This is a genomic window from Bradyrhizobium sp. S3.3.6, assembly GCF_040546905.1.
GTDB classification, from domain to species: Bacteria; Pseudomonadota; Alphaproteobacteria; order Rhizobiales; family Xanthobacteraceae; genus Bradyrhizobium; species Bradyrhizobium cytisi.
In genome coordinates this window covers 373,275-391,358 of the sequence record NZ_JBEPOT010000006.1, presented here as the reverse complement: position 1 = coordinate 391,358, position 18,084 = coordinate 373,275, and the positions used below count along the sequence as shown (strand labels likewise).

General features: G+C 64.6%; 16 protein-coding genes. 15 read left to right on the top strand and 1 reads right to left on the bottom strand.

Features of this window, described 5'->3' with window-relative positions; all coding sequences use genetic code 11:
- The first annotated feature begins 17 nt into the window (after window positions 1-17).
- Window positions 18-461: an SRPBCC family protein gene (locus ABID59_RS20370; RefSeq protein WP_354084533.1), complete on the top strand. Its 444-nt coding sequence runs from the start codon at window positions 18-20 to the stop codon at window positions 459-461.
- A gap of 279 nt (window positions 462-740) precedes the next feature.
- Here the strand turns inward: ABID59_RS20370 and ABID59_RS20365 are convergent, their stop codons facing one another.
- Window positions 741-2,069, bottom strand: a complete 1,329-nt coding sequence (locus ABID59_RS20365; RefSeq protein WP_354084532.1) for an Hsp70 family protein — start codon at window positions 2,067-2,069, stop codon at window positions 741-743.
- A gap of 308 nt (window positions 2,070-2,377) precedes the next feature.
- Between ABID59_RS20365 and ABID59_RS20360 the strand changes: the two genes are divergently transcribed.
- The 14 genes from ABID59_RS20360 (at window position 2,378) to ABID59_RS20295 (ending at window position 17,995) form a co-directional block, all read left to right on the top strand.
- A complete protein-coding gene (locus ABID59_RS20360) occupies window positions 2,378-2,515 on the top strand; it encodes a hypothetical protein (protein WP_187435250.1) in 138 nt (45 codons plus the stop codon).
- Between the two features lie 247 nt (window positions 2,516-2,762).
- Window positions 2,763-4,052 (top strand): oxalate/formate MFS antiporter, encoded by a 1,290-nt coding sequence (gene oxlT / locus ABID59_RS20355; RefSeq protein WP_354084531.1) that lies wholly within the window; start codon window positions 2,763-2,765, stop codon window positions 4,050-4,052.
- A 260-nt stretch (window positions 4,053-4,312) separates the two neighbouring features.
- Window positions 4,313-5,635 carry an oxalate/formate MFS antiporter gene (gene oxlT, locus ABID59_RS20350; RefSeq protein ID WP_354084530.1) on the top strand — a complete coding sequence of 441 codons (1,323 nt, stop codon included), beginning with the start codon at window positions 4,313-4,315 and terminating at the stop codon, window positions 5,633-5,635.
- Window positions 5,636-5,831: 196 nt separating this feature from the next.
- Window positions 5,832-6,257 (top strand): CBS domain-containing protein, encoded by a 426-nt coding sequence (locus ABID59_RS20345; RefSeq protein WP_354084529.1) that lies wholly within the window; start codon window positions 5,832-5,834, stop codon window positions 6,255-6,257.
- 101 nt (window positions 6,258-6,358) lie between these two features.
- Window positions 6,359-7,378: a 2-dehydropantoate 2-reductase gene (locus ABID59_RS20340; RefSeq protein WP_354084528.1), complete on the top strand. Its 1,020-nt coding sequence runs from the start codon at window positions 6,359-6,361 to the stop codon at window positions 7,376-7,378.
- The gene (locus tag ABID59_RS20335; protein ID WP_354084527.1) at window positions 7,378-8,163 is read left to right on the top strand and encodes a fumarylacetoacetate hydrolase family protein; all 786 of its coding nucleotides are present in this window, start codon (window positions 7,378-7,380) and stop codon (window positions 8,161-8,163) included. Before ABID59_RS20340 ends, ABID59_RS20335 begins: the two co-directional genes overlap by 1 nt.
- 142 nt (window positions 8,164-8,305) lie before the next feature.
- Complete coding sequence (locus ABID59_RS20330; protein WP_354084526.1) at window positions 8,306-9,712, top strand: coiled-coil domain-containing protein; 1,407 nt, start codon at window positions 8,306-8,308, stop codon at window positions 9,710-9,712.
- A 56-nt stretch (window positions 9,713-9,768) separates the two neighbouring features.
- A complete protein-coding gene (locus ABID59_RS20325) occupies window positions 9,769-10,485 on the top strand; it encodes a hypothetical protein (RefSeq protein ID WP_354084525.1) in 717 nt (238 codons plus the stop codon).
- A gap of 170 nt (window positions 10,486-10,655) precedes the next feature.
- On the top strand, window positions 10,656-10,859 hold the full coding sequence (locus ABID59_RS20320; RefSeq protein ID WP_148754708.1) for a hypothetical protein: 204 nt from the start codon (window positions 10,656-10,658) through the stop codon (window positions 10,857-10,859).
- Between the two features lie 44 nt (window positions 10,860-10,903).
- Window positions 10,904-11,554 (top strand): hypothetical protein, encoded by a 651-nt coding sequence (locus ABID59_RS20315; protein ID WP_354031935.1) that lies wholly within the window; start codon window positions 10,904-10,906, stop codon window positions 11,552-11,554.
- A gap of 300 nt (window positions 11,555-11,854) precedes the next feature.
- Window positions 11,855-12,850 carry an NAD(P)H-dependent flavin oxidoreductase gene (locus tag ABID59_RS20310; protein WP_148754647.1) on the top strand — a complete coding sequence of 332 codons (996 nt, stop codon included), beginning with the start codon at window positions 11,855-11,857 and terminating at the stop codon, window positions 12,848-12,850.
- Window positions 12,851-12,875: 25 nt separating this feature from the next.
- The gene (locus ABID59_RS20305; RefSeq protein WP_354084524.1) at window positions 12,876-13,844 is read left to right on the top strand and encodes a zinc-binding dehydrogenase; all 969 of its coding nucleotides are present in this window, start codon (window positions 12,876-12,878) and stop codon (window positions 13,842-13,844) included.
- Window positions 13,845-14,065: 221 nt separating this feature from the next.
- Complete coding sequence (locus tag ABID59_RS20300; protein ID WP_354084523.1) at window positions 14,066-15,439, top strand: cation-efflux pump; 1,374 nt, start codon at window positions 14,066-14,068, stop codon at window positions 15,437-15,439.
- Window positions 15,440-15,664: 225 nt separating this feature from the next.
- Complete coding sequence (locus ABID59_RS20295) at window positions 15,665-17,995, top strand: PAS domain-containing sensor histidine kinase (RefSeq protein WP_148754644.1); 2,331 nt, start codon at window positions 15,665-15,667, stop codon at window positions 17,993-17,995.
- The last annotated feature ends 89 nt before the right edge of the window (window positions 17,996-18,084 follow it).

Genomic DNA, 18,084 nt, shown 5'->3' with positions numbered 1-18,084 from the left:
CAAAGGGAGTAACGACCATGCCCAGCACCGTACGCCTGCACCGCGTTCTCACGACCAGCCCGGACAAAATCTATCGCGCCTTCCTGGAGGCCGATGCGCTGGCAAAATGGCTTCCGCCCAACGGATTTGCCTGCACCGTGCATCATCTGGAGCCGAAGGTCGGAGGCACCTTCAGAATGTCGTTCCGGAATTTCACGACGGGCAACGGCCACGCCTTCGGCGGCGAATTCCTGGAGCTCGTCCCCGGCGAACGTCTGCGCTACACCGACAAGTTCGAGGATCCGAACCTGCCCGGCGAGATCGAGGTGACGGTGACGCTGAAGAAAGTCCTTGTCGGCACCGAGCTCGACATCACGCAGGCCGGCATTCCCGACGCGATCCCGCCGGAGGCCTGCTATCTCGGCTGGCAGGAATCGCTGCGCAACCTCGCGCGCCTCGTCGAGCCCGAGATCAAGCAGTAGCTTAAAGCCGGATCGCACCCTCGAGAGGCGATCCGGATGAAAGCGGTTATCCGCGGGTCAATCCGTTCGATCGGATGCGCGGATCCACCCACGTCATTGCGAGCGTAGCGAAGCAATCCAGAGTCCCTCCGCAGAACGATTCTGGATTGCTTCGCTGCGCTCGCAATGACGGAGAATGAGGGACTTTCCGAGTGAACAACTCACATCGAGTCTGTGGAATTCTGCAGAGCCCATTGAACTGCTGCCAGCGAAGCAGGTCCGGCTGATTGCGAAGGATTGTTACGTGCCCTTCGACTTGAGCCCGCCGTCCGCGGTCCAGCGATCCGGCTCGGGGCTGTGTCCGATCAGCGCGAGGCCGTAGGCGATCGACTCGAACTGATCGCCCGACATCAGCCGCTCGTTGCCGAACCGGTCTGCGAACAGTTTTCGCACAGCCGGCACGAACGAGGTGCCGCCGGTCAAGAACACCTTCTCGACCTCGCGCGCGGTGATGCCGGCTTCGCCCAGCACCTTGTCGACCGTGGCACCCAGCCGGGCGATGTCGTCGGCCATCCAGGCATCGAAGTTTTTCCGCGTGATGGTCGAGCCGATCTCGACACCGCCGCCCCTGAAGCGAAAGTCGACCTCGTCCTTGGCCGAGAGCGCGATCTTGGCGTCCGACACCGCCCGGTACAGCGAGAAGCCGAGATCGAGATCGACGATGGTGATGAAATCCTCGAGCAGCGCCGGCTTCAGCGCGGTGCGCGACAATTCCCTGAGCTCGCGCAGATCGCCGTTGCTCTTCATCAGCGCGAGCTGATGCCAGCGCGCGAGGTTGGTGTAGTGGCCGCTCGGGATCGGCAGCACCTTGTCGAACGAGCGAAAGCTCGAGCCTTTGCCGAGCCGCGGCGAGACGACGTGATCGACGATGCGATAATCGAACGTGTCGCCCGCAATGCCGATACCGGCATGGCCAAGCGGCTCGGCGCGCAAGACGCCGCCCGCGCGCGAGAAACGCATCACCGAAAAATCGCTGGTGCCGCCGCCGAAATCCGCAACCAGCACGGTGGCATCGCGCTCCAGCCGGCGGGCGAAGGAGAACGCCGCGCCCACGGGCTCATAGACATAGCGCGCGTGGCCGGCGCCGAGGCGTTCGAACGCGGCACGATAGCGCTGCATGGCCAGATCGTCGTCGGGATTGCCGCCGGCAAAGCGCACGGGCCGGCCGACCGTGATGTTGGCCACCTCGAAGCCGAACCTGTCGCCGCCATGGCGCGCCAGCGTCCGCAGGAACGCCGCCAAAATATCCTCGAACTTGAAGCGCTGCCGGAACACCTGCGTGGTGTTGAAGCTGGAGCTCGCCGCAAAGGTCTTGAACGACTGCAGGAAGCGGTGGACGTGGCGGCCTTCGAGAAACTGCTCGATCGCCCACGGACCGCCTTCGGCCTGGGCACCGGCGCCCGGCCGGTCCTCCCAGAAGCACAGCGCCGAGACGTAGGTGCTGTGCCGTTGTCCGCCGTGATCGAAGCGGATGGCCTCGACCCGGCGATCGTCCACCGCGAGCGCTACGACCGTATTGCTGGTTCCAAAATCGATGCCGATCGAGACGGCGGGCGAGGCGCTCGACATGAACCACCCTGCGGGATGATTGGAAAAGGGGGCGAACCACTAACCGTTTTGCACTGCGGTGCCAAGAGTCGAGCAAGGGCCGGGTTCAAGGACCGATCCGCAGTGACCCGGAGCCGCTTTCCTAGCCGTTTGAGCCCCAAACCGCGCGTTTTGAGCCCAGACCGGCCCGCTTGACGAAACATTATGTTGCAATGCGGCAATCGGCATGCTGCTATGCAATGGCATGCATAGACATTGGCATCTGGTATACATAGATTACCTCTCGAAATGAGACAGTGATGCTGACCGTCTCGAGAAAGGAAATTCAGATGTCCAAGACCGCTTCCGTCGCCCTCGCCCCGACCTCCTCGCTGTTCGCTCGCTTCATGGCCGCCGTCGACCGCTTCCTGATGGCGAGCGCCGAGATCTCCAACCACAACGGCGATCTGCCCCGCTTCGGCCTGTAAGGCCAAGACGAGGCCCGGCGCGTCGAATTGTCGCGGCGGTTGTAAAACCGGCAAACTCCTACTTTTGAAGAATGGCCCTGCTCTGCGGGGCCATTTCTATTTGGGAATCGGCACATTGCGCAGCCTCGCAAACGGGGTTGCGTCATAAGCGCACAATGGGCCGTGGCGCGCTTGAAGGCTTGGCATAATGAATACAAGAATGGCGCCAACGCTCGTTCAGAAAAACAGAAGCGCTATTGGAGGATTCATGACGGACATGGTGCAGACAACAACGGCTCCTACCGCCGCACGCGTCAGTGACACATATCGCTGGGCGCAATTGGCGATCGGCGTAGCGGCCATGGTGATGATCGCCAATTACCAATATGGCTGGACCTTCTTCGTCCCCGACATCCAGAAGAAATTCGGCTGGGATCGCGCCTCGATCCAGTGGGCCTTTACTTTGTTTGTTTTGTTCGAGACCTGGCTGGTGCCGGTCGAAGGATGGTTTGTCGATAAATACGGTCCGCGCCTCGTCGTGCTCATCGGCGGCGTCCTCTGCGCGATCGGCTGGGCGATCAACGCGGAGGCCACCACACTCAACGGCTACTATCTCGGCATGATCATCGCGGGCATCGGCGCCGGCGGCGTCTACGGCACCTGCGTCGGCAATGCGCTGAAATGGTTTCCCGACAAGCGCGGTCTCGCCGCAGGCATCACGGCTGCCGGCTTCGGTGCAGGCTCCGCGCTCACCGTCGCGCCGATCCAGGCCATGATCAAGGATTCCGGCTTCCAGACCACGTTCCTCTATTTCGGCCTCGGACAAGGCATCATCATCTGCATTCTCGCCTTTTTCCTGCTGGCGCCGAAGCCGGGCCAGGTGCCAAACGTGGTGGCGAATGCCGCGCTGGTTCAAACGCGTCGCAACTACCAGCCGACCGAAGTTTTGCGTCAGCCGATCTTCTGGCTGATGTACTTCATGTTCGTGATCGTCGGCGCCGGCGGCCTGATGGTGACGGCAAACTTGAAGCCGATCGCGGTCGACTGGAAGGTCGACGCCGTGCCGGTCACGCTGATCGGCATGACCATGACCGCGGTGACGTTCGCAGCGACCATCGACCGCGTGCTCAACGGCCTGACGCGCCCATTCTTCGGCTGGATCTCCGACATGATCGGCCGCGAGAACACGATGTTCATCGCCTTCGGCATGGAAGGCGTCGGGATCTGGATGCTCTATCTCTGGGGTCAGGATCCGATCTGGTTCGTGATCCTGTCGGGCTTCGTGTTCTTCGCCTGGGGCGAGATCTACTCGCTGTTCCCCTCGACCTGCACCGACACGTTCGGCGCGAAGTTCGCGACCACCAATGCCGGCCTGCTCTACACCGCCAAGGGCACCGCCGCGCTGCTGGTGCCGCTCGCAAACTATGTGCAGCAGACCTCCGGCCATTGGGACAACGTGTTCATGCTCGCGGCCGGCGCCAACATCCTGGCCTCGCTGCTGGCGATCCTGGTGCTCAAACCCTGGCGCAAGGTCGTGGTCGCGCAATCGACCGTCTGAGCTCGTTCGCACAACAGCGTCTCGCGGACCACGCCCGGCCTCACGGCCGGGCGTTTTCGCTTTGACCGAATATATCCAAATACCGGAAACCCGAAGGGAACCCGGCGCTTTCTTGAGCGCAATCGCACAATAGGACTTGCATTCTGGAATATGGTATACCAAGCTGCCGCCCGCGCTTGCGACGATAAGCCACAATATTTGCGACACTCCGTCATATAGGCGGCAGTGTCGCGACCAGACAGGCGCTTGGGAGGTTGTTGATGATGTCCAGCATGGACGGCGCCGTGACCGCTGCGCCCCTACGAACCGGTTTCCGTTGGCTCCAGCTCGCCATGGGCATCGTCTGCATGGCGATGATCGCGAACCTGCAATACGGCTGGACGCTGTTCGTCGATCCGATCGATCACGAACACCATTGGGGTCGCGCCGCGATCCAGCTCGCCTTCACCATCTTCGTCGTCACCGAAACATGGCTGGTGCCGATCGAGGCGTGGTTCGTCGACAAATACGGCCCGCGTATCGTCATCATGTTCGGCGGCGTGATGATCGCGCTGTCCTGGGTGCTCAACTCCTACGCCGATAGCCTTCCCCTGCTCTATACCGCAGCCGTCATCGGCGGCATGGGCGCGGGCGCGGTGTACGGCACCTGCGTCGGCAATGCGCTGAAATGGTTTCCCGATCGCCGCGGCCTCGCCGCCGGCGCGACGGCGGCCGGCTTCGGCGCGGGCGCAGCGCTCACCGTGGTGCCGATCGCGAGCATGATCGTCACGAGCGGCTATCAGCACGCGTTCCTCACCTTCGGCATCGGCCAGGGCGTGATCGTGTTCGTGCTCGCCTTCTTCATCCAGCCGCCGCGGATCTCGATCCCGCCGAAGAAGAAGCAGCTCAATCTGCCGCAGACCAAGATCGACTTCACCCCGCCGCAGGTGCTGCGTGCCCCTATTTTCTGGGTGATGTATCTCGTCTTCGTCATGGTCGCTTCCGGCGGCCTGATGACCGCGGCGCAGATCGCGCCGATCGCGCACGACTTCAAGATCGCCGACACGCCGGTCTCGCTCGCCGGCTTCCAGATGGCGGCGTTGACCTTCGCGATCTCGCTCGACCGCATCTTCGACGGCTTCGGCCGCCCGTTCTTCGGCTTTGTGTCCGACACGATCGGCCGCGAGCACACCATGTTCATCGCCTTCGGCACGGCGGCGCTCATGCTGTTGACTCTGTCGGCCTACGGTCACGTTCCGATCGTGTTCGTGCTCGCCACTGCAGTTTATTTCGGCGTGTTCGGCGAGATCTACTCGCTGTTCCCCGCGACCTGCGGCGACACCTTCGGCTCGAAATATGCGACCACCAACAACGGCATGCTCTACACCGCGAAGGGCACCGCCTCCCTGCTGGTCCCGCTCGCAAGCGTGATCTCGACCGCCTATGGCTGGAAGGCCGTGTTCGTGGTGGCGGTGGCGCTGAACGCGACGGCCGCGCTAATGGCGCTGTTCGTGATCAAGCCGCTGCGTCGCTCCTTCATCCTGGGCAAGGAAGCCGAGAGCGCCAACACCGCAACGGCGAGCGCAAAGACCGAGACGGCGTAGCCGACCACACGCCTGTCAGATCGGCAGAAGGGGCGCAGCGATGCGCCCCTTTTTCTTTGGCCTCCCCTATCTTCTTTGGCGACGACAAACGTCAACAATGCTGCCGCAAGAATTTTCGGATGAGCCAAATCCAGTGCTTGACGATTGGCATTATGTATACCACACTTCGCTCATCATTTCACCCGAGGAGGTCGCAATGCTGGTCGGAGACATTCTGCGCAAGAAGACACCGCGCGTTGTCACGGTGCGAATGAACGAAACGGTGGGTATCGCTGCCAAGCTGATGCGAGCCAACAACATCAGCGCGCTGGTGGTGAAGGACGTGGTCCGCTCGGAAGGAAACACCGCGGTCGGCATGTTCACCGAGCGCGACGTGGTGCGCGCGGTCGCCGAGCACGGCGCCAATGCCGTCAACGTCAAGGTCTCGCAGCTGGTCTCGGTGCAGCAGCTGGTCTCCTGCACCTCCTCGGACACAATCGAGCACGTCAGGCATCTGATGAACCGGAATCACATCCGGCACCTGCCCGTGATCGACGACTACAGCCTCGTCTCCGTCATCAGCATGCGCGACATCGCGGCTGCCGTTGACGAGGCGACCAACAGCACATCGCAAGCAGCCTAAAGCGCGACCACTCTCCCCCGCGACGACCGGCCCCGGCTCGGACAACTCCGAGCCGGACCGGATCTTTCGTCCCTAAATTCCGCTACCCCCGCGAGGATTTCATGAAGATCTGCATCTACGGCGCCGGCGCGATCGGCGGATATCTCGGCGTGCAGCTGGCGCGCGCAGGCGCCGATGTCAGCCTGGTCGCGCGCGGCGCGCACCTCGCAGCGATGCGCGAGCATGGCCTGACGCTGCTCGCCGGCGAGGAGAAGCACACCGTCCATCCCCGCTGCACCGACAACGCGGCCGAGCTCGGCGTGCAGGACTACGTCATCGTCACGCTGAAGGCGCATTCGATCACCGGCGTGATCGAGAAGATGCAGCCGCTGCTCGGGCCGCACACCCGCATCGTCACCGCGGTCAACGGCATCCCCTATTGGTACTTCCACAAGCACGGCGGCGAGCACGAGAATGCGACGCTGGAGAGCATCGATCCCGGCGGGCGGCAATGGCGCGAGCTAGGGGCCGAACGCGCGATCGGCTGCATCGTCTATCCCGCCACCGAGATCGAGGCGCCCGGCGTGATCCGCCACGTCTACGGCAACAATTTTCCGCTCGGCGAGCCCTCCGGCGAGGTCACGTCAGACGTGCAGCGCCTCGCCGACCTCTTCGTTGCCGCCGGCCTGAAGGCGCCGGTGCTCGACCGCATCCGCGACGAGATCTGGCTCAAGCTCTGGGGCAATGTCTGCTTCAACCCGATCAGCGCGCTGACCCATGCCACGCTCGACGTGATCTGCACCGATCCGTCGACGCGGGCGCTGTCGCGCGCGATCATGGTGGAGACGCAAGCGATCGCCGAAACCTTCGGCGTCAAATTCCGCGTCGATGTCGAGCGCCGCATCGAGGGCGCCCGCAAGGTCGGCGCGCACAAGACCTCGATGCTGCAGGATCTCGAGCGCGGCCGCCCGATGGAGATCGACCCGCTCGTCACCGTGGTGCAGGAGATGGGCCGCCTGACCAGGATCCCGACGCCGGCACTCGACTCGGTGCTGGCGATGGTTACCCAGCGCGCCCGCGTCGCCGGCCTCTATGACGGCGTCTCCGCGCCATCGGATCCTCGCGCACTGGCGGTGGCGTGATGGCTGGCGAGATGAAGCAGTGGCTGCGCTTCCGCCACGCCGGCACCACCGGCTTCGGCACGCTGACCGCATCTGATATCAACGTGCATGACGGCGAGATATTCGGCCGCAACACGGCTACCGGCAAGATGCTGGCGCTGTCGGAGGTCGAGTTGCTCGCACCTTGCGCGCCCAGCAAGATCGTCGCGCTCTGGAACAATTTTCACGCGCTCGCGGCCAAGCTCAATCAGCCCGAGCCGCCGGAGCCGCTCTATCTGCTCAAGGCCACCACCACGATCACGACGCCGGGCGCCGTGATCCGCCGCCCCTCTTATTACGACGGCAAGACCACCTATGAAGGCGAACTCGGCATCGTCATCGGCAAGACCTGCGCCCGAGTCTCGCCCAATGAGGCGGATGATTTCATCTTCGGCTACACCTGCGTCAACGACATCACCGCCAATGACATCCTGACCAGCGATCCCACATTTCCCCAGTGGGCCCGCGCCAAGGGCATCGACGATTACGGCCCGTTCGGCCCTGTGATCGCGACCGGCCTCGATCCGGCAAAGCTCACGGTGCGCACCATCCTCAACGGCGCGGAGCGGCAGAACTATCCGATCGCGGACATGATCTTCAGTGCGCAAGCCCTCGTCAGCAAGATCTCCCACGACATGACCCTGCTCCCCGGCGACCTCATCGCCGTCGGCACCTCGGTCGGCGTCGGCGTCATGAAGGAGCAGGTCAATACGGTGACGGTGGCGATCGACGGCATCGGCGAGCTGACCAACGAGTTTCGGCTGTAGCCCCGCTTCCCCCAAGCGGCAGACGCAACCAGCCGTGGATTGCGCCCCCTCGAAAAGGTCCGGCAGCCCGCCCGGCCCTTGATCTCGGTTCCGCTCTCCAATAGCAATCATGGCGAGATTGTGCCGGCGTGGGGACGTCGCGATGTGGCTGTTTTTTCTGGTTGCCTGGTCTGTCCTGCTCGCCGCAATCGCGTTCCTCGCTCCGCAGGCGTTCGGCTACGACGTCACCCATCTGCCCGCCGCGTTTGCGGCCCTGCCGATGCCGCAGCGGATCGCAGCCGGTGCGATCCTTGTGGTTGGGCTGGCGCTGATTGGCGCCTCGGCCTGGCGGCTCTCGCGCCAGGACCGGCGCCTCGACAAGCTCCGCGACCGCCTCAAGAACACCCGGGAAGACGTCGTCGTCGCCCACGCCCTGCAAAATCATCTCGATACCACCGTCCAGCACCTGATCGAGAGCGATCCCAGGGAAGCCGTCTCCGCCCTTCACGACAAGCTCGGCGAGACCGAGCAGCGCGCGCTGCTCCAGCAGGGCCGCAACCAGTCCACCGACATGCACGATCAGCTCGCCGAGATCCGCCGCCGCCAGCAGGGGCTGCGCGAGATGGTCGGCAGGGTCGCCGACCAGCGCCGCGCGGTCGAGCCTGTCTTCACCGAGATTCGCGACCGCCAGAACCAGCTCGAACGCTCGCTGCTCGATCTCGAGACCGACGACCGCAAGAACAATCTTGCCGACCGGCTGAAGGACATCGCCCGCGACGTATCGACGCTGCTCGGCCGGGTCAACGCGGTGCAGGACACGTTTGCGACGCTCAACCAGTACAAGGAAGATCTGGCGAAATCCCATGCCGAGCTGGTGCCGCTGCGCTCGTCCGACGCCGGCATCAACGCCCTGATCGGCGAGCTCAGCCTCAGCCATGACCGCCTCGCCAAGAGCGTCGACGAGATCGAGACCGGCGGCGAGGCGCCGCTCAGCGCACGCGTCGAGACGCTGTCGAACAACAAGATCGAGATCGAGCACCGCCTGGCCCGCATCGACGACAGCGCCAACATCCTGAAAGCGATCCGGCTCGATTTCGAGGAGCTCGGCCAGCGCCGGGCCCAGCTCGAACGCTCGCTCGCCGAGGTCGAGACCGATCCCGACGGCAAGACGCTCGTTGACCGCCAGAACGCGCTGAACGATTTTGTCCTCCAGTCGCGCCAGCGCCTCGGCGCCTTGCAGGAGACGCTGGCCACGCTCAACGCCTTCAAGGCGGAGCTGTCGAAGTCGCAGGCCGATCTCGTTCCGCTGAAAGCGCCGGTGTTCGGCATCGAGGCCATGATCGCCGATGTCGGCACCACCCGCGATCTCCTCGCCAAAACCGTCAGCGAGATCGAGGCCAGCGGCAATGTCAGCCTCACCTCGCGCGTCGATGCGCTGACGAAGAGCAAGCGCGAGGTCGAAGACCGTCTCGCCCGCATCTTCGAGAATTTCAACGCGCTCGATGCGCTGCGCAAGGACATCGGCGGCATCTTCTCGACCATCCGTAACAGCCTGAACCGGATCGGGTGAAGGCCGAACGACGGACCGGTTCGAACCGCGATTGATCTTCGCGCGACCAATCGCACATGCGCTTCATCCTCGGTCTCCTGTCTGCCCTGCTCGGCGCCCTCGCCGGCTGGTCCGGCCTTGCCGCGCTGGTCGTCATGCTGGCAGGGCCGGACCGCGATGGCGGCATCGCCATGGGCGCCTTCTTCGACATCGGCCCGATCGGCGGCGTGGTCGGCCTGATCGCCGGCATCTGGCTGTTCGTGCGTTTCGGCCTGGTCCGGGACGCAACGCCACAGCCGTCTGCAGACACCTCCGATGCCACGCCTCCCCGCACAACGCGGCTCTCCTTCCCCTTTGCCGTCACCGTTCTGCTCATCGCAGCCATCCTTGGCTATTGGGGATGGTACGAATTCATTCGCTCGCCCAATCTCAGCCACGGCTTCATGACGCTGCAGGTCGAGTTTCGGCTTCCCTCCGGCATGACCTTGCCGGACGAGGAGGAGGACGTGCACATCGAGGTCGAGGAAGCGACGGGCTATGCCAATGCCATGTTGCCGGCGAACTGGCGCGCGCATGACGGTGACCGCAAGGCGATCATTTCCTCCGCATCCCTGATGTACAAGACACGCCACCGCGCCGTCAGCCTGACGCTTCCGGGCGTGCCTGCGCAGCACTGGCCGATCGATCTTCCCTCGGACCCGGATCCCACGCCCGGCTTTTCGCCCTGGCGCGTTGCAAGCGAACCATCGCCAGCAAAGATCGAGATGCATTTCCGTCTCACCGCCGATCGCTGAAAAGCGCGCGCCGCGCCGAAACATTCCGACACACATCACATCTCGGCGCGCCCGATAGATGCCGCCAACAAGTCGCGGGGGTGCCGCACTGTGGACGCATTCCGCCGCCCTTCTGTAAGGCGTGTCTGGGGGCACGGCTCAGCCGTGTTTGGACCAAACCTGCTAGGGGTATCACTGTGAAGAAGATTGTTTTTGTTCTGGGCGCGACGCTTGCTCTGGTGACGGCTGCGAACGCTGCGGATCTGCCGCGCCGCCAGCCCGTACCGGTCTATCCGGCCGAGCAGGCCCCGATCGGCAAGATGCCGATTGGCAAGAGCCCGATTGGCAAGGCCCCGATCGGCAAGGCCCCCGGCCCGGTCGCCGCCCGCTACTGAGGCGCAGAAATCTGCGTAGGCGGCCGACAGTCGAGGGGCACAGCGTGACGAACAAACCTGATCGATCGGGATTCTGCATCATTGCAGGTCTCGCGCTTGCGGCCATGGTCGCATGCATGGTGCCATCGGCCTTGGCCCACGAAGCGAACAAGCGCGTTGCCGATGCAGATGCGCTTGCGACGACCGACTCCACATCGCGACAGGCGCCGCAATCGACGCGGCGCCCCGTCGCGCGTGCGGAGAAAGGTCCGTACTACGTCGACTTCCGCGCCCGGACGGCGGCGAGCTGGGGCCATGCCTTCGTCTGGTACGGCAAGACCAGTGAGCGCGCCGTCGAGGTCGCGGGCCTGACGCCTTCGGGCGATACCTGGGCTTACGTGCTCGGCCACCTCACCTGGGTGCCATCCGAGACCGGGGCGAGCTACGGCGATCTCGATCCCGAATATCTGACCGCGAGCTATCGCGTCTATCTGAACGAGGCCGACGCCAAGCGCGTGTTCGCCTACATCAAGAAGCTGCAGGCGAGCTCGCCGGTCTGGAATGCCGAGACCACCAACTGCACCGGCTTCATCGGCGACATCGCCGAGTACATGGGACTGAAGGTCCCCTATCGCTGGCAGCGCCCGGAAAACTTCGTCAACAACCTGAAAGACATCAACGGCGGCCGCCAGATGGTGCGGCTGTCGGCGGAGTAGCGCTCAGCCGTCATTGCGAGCGCAGCGAAGCAATCCAGACTGTTCCCGCGGAGGGATTCTGGATTGCTTCGCTGCGCTCGCAATGACGAGTTTGGTGAAGCAGCGGGGGCCAAACCCATGACATCGCCCTGATGTGCCGGAGCGAGATGCGAATTATCCGTCCCGCGGAATCCCCCTCGCGTCCCGCATGAGGCTCCGCCCTTACCGCAGGCCGGCGCAATAGACTTTTGCCGACCCCGGCGGCATCCTCCCGCCATCAACTGATAACAGAGCCTGCCACGCGGGCGGGGGAAACAGGTCATGCTGCAGACACGGTTCACCAGGCTCGTCGGCGTCGAGCACCCGATCGTGCAGGGCGGCATGCAATGGGTCGGGCGGGCCGAGCTGGTCGCAGCGGTCGCCAACGCCGGGGCGCTCGGCTTCATCACGGCGCTGACGCAGCCGACGCCGGAGGACCTGACCCGGGAGATCGCGCGCTGCCGCGACCTCACCGACAAGCCGTTTGGCGTCAACCTCACCATCCTGCCCGCGATCAAGCCGCCGCCCTACGCCGAATACCGCGCCGCCATCATCGAAGCCGGCATCACCGTGGTCGAGACCGCCGGCAACAAGCCGCAGGAGCATGTCGACGAGTTCAGGAAGCACGGCGTCAAGATCGTGCACAAATGCACCAGCGTCCGCCACGCGCTGTCGGCCGAACGCATGGGCGTCGACGCCATCTCGATCGACGGGTTCGAATGCGCCGGCCACCCCGGCGAGGACGACACCCCCGGCCTGATCCTGATCCCGGCCGCCGCCAACAAGGTCAAGATCCCGATGATCGCCTCCGGCGGCTTTGCCGACGCCCGCGGCCTCGTCGCCGCGCTGGCGCTGGGCGCCGAGGGCATCAACATGGGCACCCGCTTCATGGCGACCAAGGAGAGCCCGATCCATCAGCTCATCAAGGAGAAGATCGTCGCCAATGACGAGCGCGAGACCGAGCTGATCTTCCGCACCATGCGCAACACCTCGCGCGTCGCCAGGAACGAGATCTCGACCAAGGTCGTCGCCATGGAAAAGGAAGGCGCCAGGTTCGAGGACATCCGCGAGCTCGTCGCCGGCGCCCGCGGCAAGATGGTGTATGCGACAGGCAATTCGGACGAAGGCATCTGGTCGGCGGGCCAGGTGCAGGGCCTGATCCAGGACATCCCAAGCTGCGGCGAGCTGATCTCGCGCATCGTGCGCGAGGCCGAGGCGATCATTCGCAGCCGGCTGGAAGGCATGATCGCTCGTCCTAGCGCGCAAGCCGCTGAATAATCACTGCAACAAGCGAGAGTCATTCATGAAGGCTTATGTCTATGGTCCTGATGGCGCTCGGATTTCCGACGTCGCTCAACCAAAGCCTGAAGGCACGCAGGTGCTGGTGCGCGTGCGCGCCTGTGGCCTCAATCGTGCCGACACCGGCATGCGCAGGGGTCACGTCCATGGCGCGGCCGGCGGCGCCGGTACCGTGCTCGGGATGGAATGGGCAGGTGAAGTCGCGGAGCTCGGACCGGATGCGAAGGGCGTGAAGGTCGGCGATCGCGTCATGGGCTCGGGCGGCGCGGCCTTCGCCGAGTACACGCTCGCCGACCACGGCCGGCTGTTCCGCGTGCCCTCGAACATGAACTTCGAGGAGGCCGCCACCCTCCCCGTCGCGCTCGCGACCATGCACAACGCCGTCGTCACCGTCGGCGGCGTGCAGCCGGGGCAGGCCGTCCTGATCCAGGGCGCGAGCTCCGGCGTCGGCCTGATGGCGATGCAGATCGCCAGGCTCAAGGGCGCCAGGGTTGTGATCGGCTCCTCGACCGATGCCTATCGCCGCGGCCGGCTGACCGAATACGGCGCCGACCTCGCGGTCGATTCCTCCGATCCCAAATGGGTCGACGAGGTGCTGAAGGCGACGAACGGCGAAGGCGTCGACCTCATCGTCGACCAGGTCTCCGGCAAGGTCGCCAACCAGAACCTTGCCGCGACGAAGATCCTGGGCCGCATCGTCAATGTCGGCCGGCTCAGCGGCACCCATGCCGATTTCAACTTCGACCTGCATGCCGCCCGTCGCATCAGCTATATCGGCGTCACCTTCCGCACCCGCACCATCGAGGAGGTCCGCGCGATCTTCGACGAGGTCCGGAAGGACATCTGGGGCGCGGTGGAGTCGCGCAAGCTGCAATTGCCGATCGATAAGGTCTATGGGTTCGACGACATCGACAAGGCGTTCGAGCACATGGAGGCGAACAAGCACCTCGGGAAGATCGTGGTGACGGTGTGAGCGGCTGCGGCGGCGGAAGAAGGGTGACACGCCCTCTCCACTCGTCATGGCCGGGCTTGACCCGGCCATCCACGTCTTTGCCGCTCGGCACGAAGAACGTGGATGCCCGGGACAAGCCCGGGCATGACGGAGCTAGTGATAAAACCGCTCCTGCAACTCACTAGCGACTACAGTTGTGGATCGTCGCTTGATGTTCGCGGCCGCCCTGCTAAATCCCGGCGATGAGCGGACAACACGACAAGACATCGGTCGCGGCAATCTCGATCCTGGCCAGCGGCGGCATGGCGGCGGCCAAATTCGTGGTCGGGATCGCGATCGGCTCGCTGGCGCTGGTGTCCGAAGCGCTGCACTCCTCGATCGACCTGGTTGCGACCATCATCACCTGGGCGGTGGTGCGGGTCTCGGACAAGCCGGCCGACGACGAGCACCATTACGGCCACGGCAAGCTCGAGAGCATCTCCGCGCTCGGCGTCACCGCGCTGCTCTACGTGCTCGCCGGCGGCATCCTGGTCCAATCCTATAGCCACCTTCGCGAGGGAACCCCGCCACCGACGATTTCGGCTGTGCCGTTCGTCGTGCTGGTGATCGATATCGCCGTCAATCTCTGGCGCGCCCGCGCGCTGCACCGCGCCGCCCGGGAAACCCGGAGCGAGGCGCTCGCCGCCGACGCGCTGCACTTTGCATCGGATGTCATGGGCTCGTGCGCCGTGATCGCGGGCCTTGGTCTCGCGGCCTTCGGCTTCTGGTGGGGTGACGCTGCGGCCGCCGCGACCGTGGCCGTGATGATCGCCCTGCTCGGCCTGCGGATGGCGAGCTCCACGGTGCAGACGCTGGTCGACCGCGCCCCGGAAGGCGCTCAGGAGAAGGCCACCACGGCGATCCGCAGCGTGCCCGGCGTGATCGACGTCGAGCGCCTGCGGGTGCGCATGGTCGGGGCGACCACGTTCATCGACAGCATCGTCAAGGTGCCCAGGACCTACCCGATCGACCGCGTCGAGGAGATCAAGCGCAACGCGCAAGCCGCCGTCACCAAGGCGTTCGGCGATGCCGACCTCACCTTCACCGCCGTGCCGGTCGCCCGCGACAACGAGACCGTGCGCGACCGCATCATGGTGATCGCGCGCAATTCGGGCCTCGCCATCCACCACGTCACGGTATACGACCTCGGCGCCAAGCTGATCGTCGGCATCGATCTCGAGGTCGACGCCGAGATGCCGCTCGAGGCCGCCCACGACGTCGCCAACACGCTGGAGCGCAACATCCAGGAGGAGTTCGGCGCGGACGTCGAGGTTGACGTCCATATCGAGCCGCTGGAACCGGAGCTGCCGTTTGGCATGGACGCCGCGCCGGAGAGGGTGCAGACCATCGCGGCCGCGCTCACCGAATATGCCGCCGGCGGCGAGATCCACGACATCCATAATGTGCGTGTCCGCAACACCGATGCCGGCGAGATCGTCAACTTCCATTGCCGCGCCACGCCGTCGATGAGCGTGATCAAGGTGCACGAGCAAGTCGACGCGATCGAGCGCCGCTTGCGTCGCGCGTTCCCGAGCGTGAAGCGCGTCATCAGCCACGCCGAACCGCCGCGCGCGTGATGAGCAACGTGCGACGAGTCACACGTTCTCGTTTCGGACTCATCACGCACGTGAGTTTGCTGACTCGAAACGCGTAAACTCTCCATTGGATAAGAATTATTTCGCGTTAACGTTTCGTTGACTCTCGACAGCCTGCGCAAACTGGATTCAAATCGCTGTGATTCGAAAGCGACGTGGGGCTGCTTTCGAAATTCGTCGTAAGCAGGTTTTCAGGGGGCCGAAGGCATGGCGCGTGCAGACGCCGCGAACGCGTGCGTCCAATCCGATTCGATCAAAGGATTGGCGCAATCGATCGCGAAACCTGCCTATCATCGGCTGTTGATCGCCGAGCCGGCGCTGCGACGCGCCGTGCCGACGCTGATCATCGCCTTTCTTGTCACGATCTGCCTCGGCGCATTCGTTCAGGTCGTCGACCAGACGCGCCAGAAGCGCATGGTGATCCGCCGCGACATCTCGGCGCTTGCCGACCTGCTCGCCGAGCGCATCGACCGCGTCACCTCCATGCGCGCCGAGCGACTGAAGAATATCGAGAACCTGCCGACGCTGCTGCCCGACATGATCCCGTCCTGGGGCACGGCTTCGGGCCGCCACGTCATCGTCACCTCGGCCGGAATCGACCGCCGCATCCTCGCCCGCATTCCCATCGACAGCGACCCCTCAGGCAACGACCGCCTGCTCGATGCCATCACCACCGCGCAGCTGCTCGCAGCACCACCGCGCGACAATGACGTCTCCAGCATGACGCTGCCGAACGGCAACGCCGCGATGACGACCTCGCGGCCGATCAAGTCGCTGCCGGGACTCGTCACCGTGATCCAGGAACGCAACGAGCCGATCTGGGGCTCGGATGCGGCCCTTTCGGTGACGCTGTCGGCCACCACCGGCTTCGTCGTGCTGATCCTCGGCTTCGCCTTCCACTGGCAGTCGACCCGCGCCCGCGAAGGCGACCTCATCAACGACGCCGTGCGCGGCCGGATCGACACCGCGCTCAACCGCGGCCGCTGCGGCCTGTGGGACTGGGACCTGTCGCGCGGCCGGATCTTCTGGTCGCAGTCGATGTTTTCGATGCTGGGTCTCGACGGCCGCAACGAGCTCCTCACCTTCGGCGAGGTCAACGCGCTGGTGAAGTCGGACGACATCGACCTGTTCGCGATCGCAGACCAGCTCATCTCCGAGAAGATCGACCATATCGATCAGACCTTCCGCATGCAGCATGTCGACGGCCACTGGATCTGGCTCCGCGTCCGCTGCGAGCGGACCCGAGGGTCCGGCGATTCCGGCATGCACCTGATCGGGATCGCGGTCGACATCACCGAGCAGAAGAGCCTCGCCGAGCGCTCCGTGGAAGCCGACCTTCGCCTGCGCGACGCGATCGAGACCATCCCGGAAGCCTTCGTGCTGTGGGACGCCAGCGACCGCCTGGTGCTCTGCAATTCGCACTTCCAGCGGCTGCACAAGCTGCCCGACACGGCCGTGATCCCCGGTACGTCCTACGAGACCGTGCTGGAGGTCGGCCGCATGCCGGAAGTTCGCACCCGCCACAACGAGACCGTCAGCCAGGGCCCGGGGGCGCGCACCTTCGAAGCCCAGCTCGACGACGGCAGCTGGCTGCACATCAGCGAGCGCCGCACCAAGGACGGCGGCTACGTCTCGGTCGGCACCGACATCACGCGCATCAAGGAGCACGAGCAGAAGCTCGTCGACAACGATCTGCGCCTGCGCGCCACCGTCATCGACCTCAAGCGCTCGCAAGCGGCGCTGGAGCGCCAGACCATCGAGCTCGCCGATCTCGCCGAGAAATATCAACGCGAGAAGACCCGGGCCGAGGAAGCCAACCAGACCAAGTCGAAATTCCTCGCCAACATGAGCCACGAGCTGCGCACGCCGCTGAACGCGATCATCGGCTTCTCCGAGATCATGGGCTCGGGCATGTTCGGTGAGCTGGGCAGCGAGAAATACCAGGAGTACTGCCACGACATCCTGACCAGCGGCCATTATCTGCTCGAGGTCATCAACGACATCCTCGACATGTCCAAGATCGAGGCCGGCCGGATGAAGCTCGACATGGAAGAGCTCGATTTGGCGCAGACGCTCGCGGAATCGCTGCGCGTCGTCTCCGGCCGGGCCCAGGACAAGCATCTGACGCTCGATGCCGACATCGAGACATCGATTTCCGTCGTCGCCGACCGCCGCGCGACCAAGCAGATCATCGTCAATCTCTTGTCCAACGCGGTGAAGTTCACGCCCGACGGCGGCCGGATCGTGGTGCGCAGCCGGCAGCTCGAGGACAGGATCGTGCTGATGATCGCCGACACCGGCATCGGCATCGCGCAGCACTCGCTGGCGCGGCTGGGACGGCCGTTCGAGCAGGTCGAAAGCCAGCTCACCAAGACCTATCACGGCTCCGGCCTTGGCCTTGCGATTGCCCGCTCGCTGGCGCAGCTCCATGGCGGCTCGATGCGGCTGCGCTCCAGGCTCGAAGTCGGCACTGTCGTCCGCGTGACGCTGCCGCGCGACGCCATCAAGGCGGCAGCCGGAATTTCCGCCGCGGCCTAGCGCATGGCGGGAAGCTCGCCTGCGGCTATCCTTCGAGACGCCCGCCTTTGGCGGGCCCTCAGGATGAGGGCAGAGTACGCGGCAGCAGC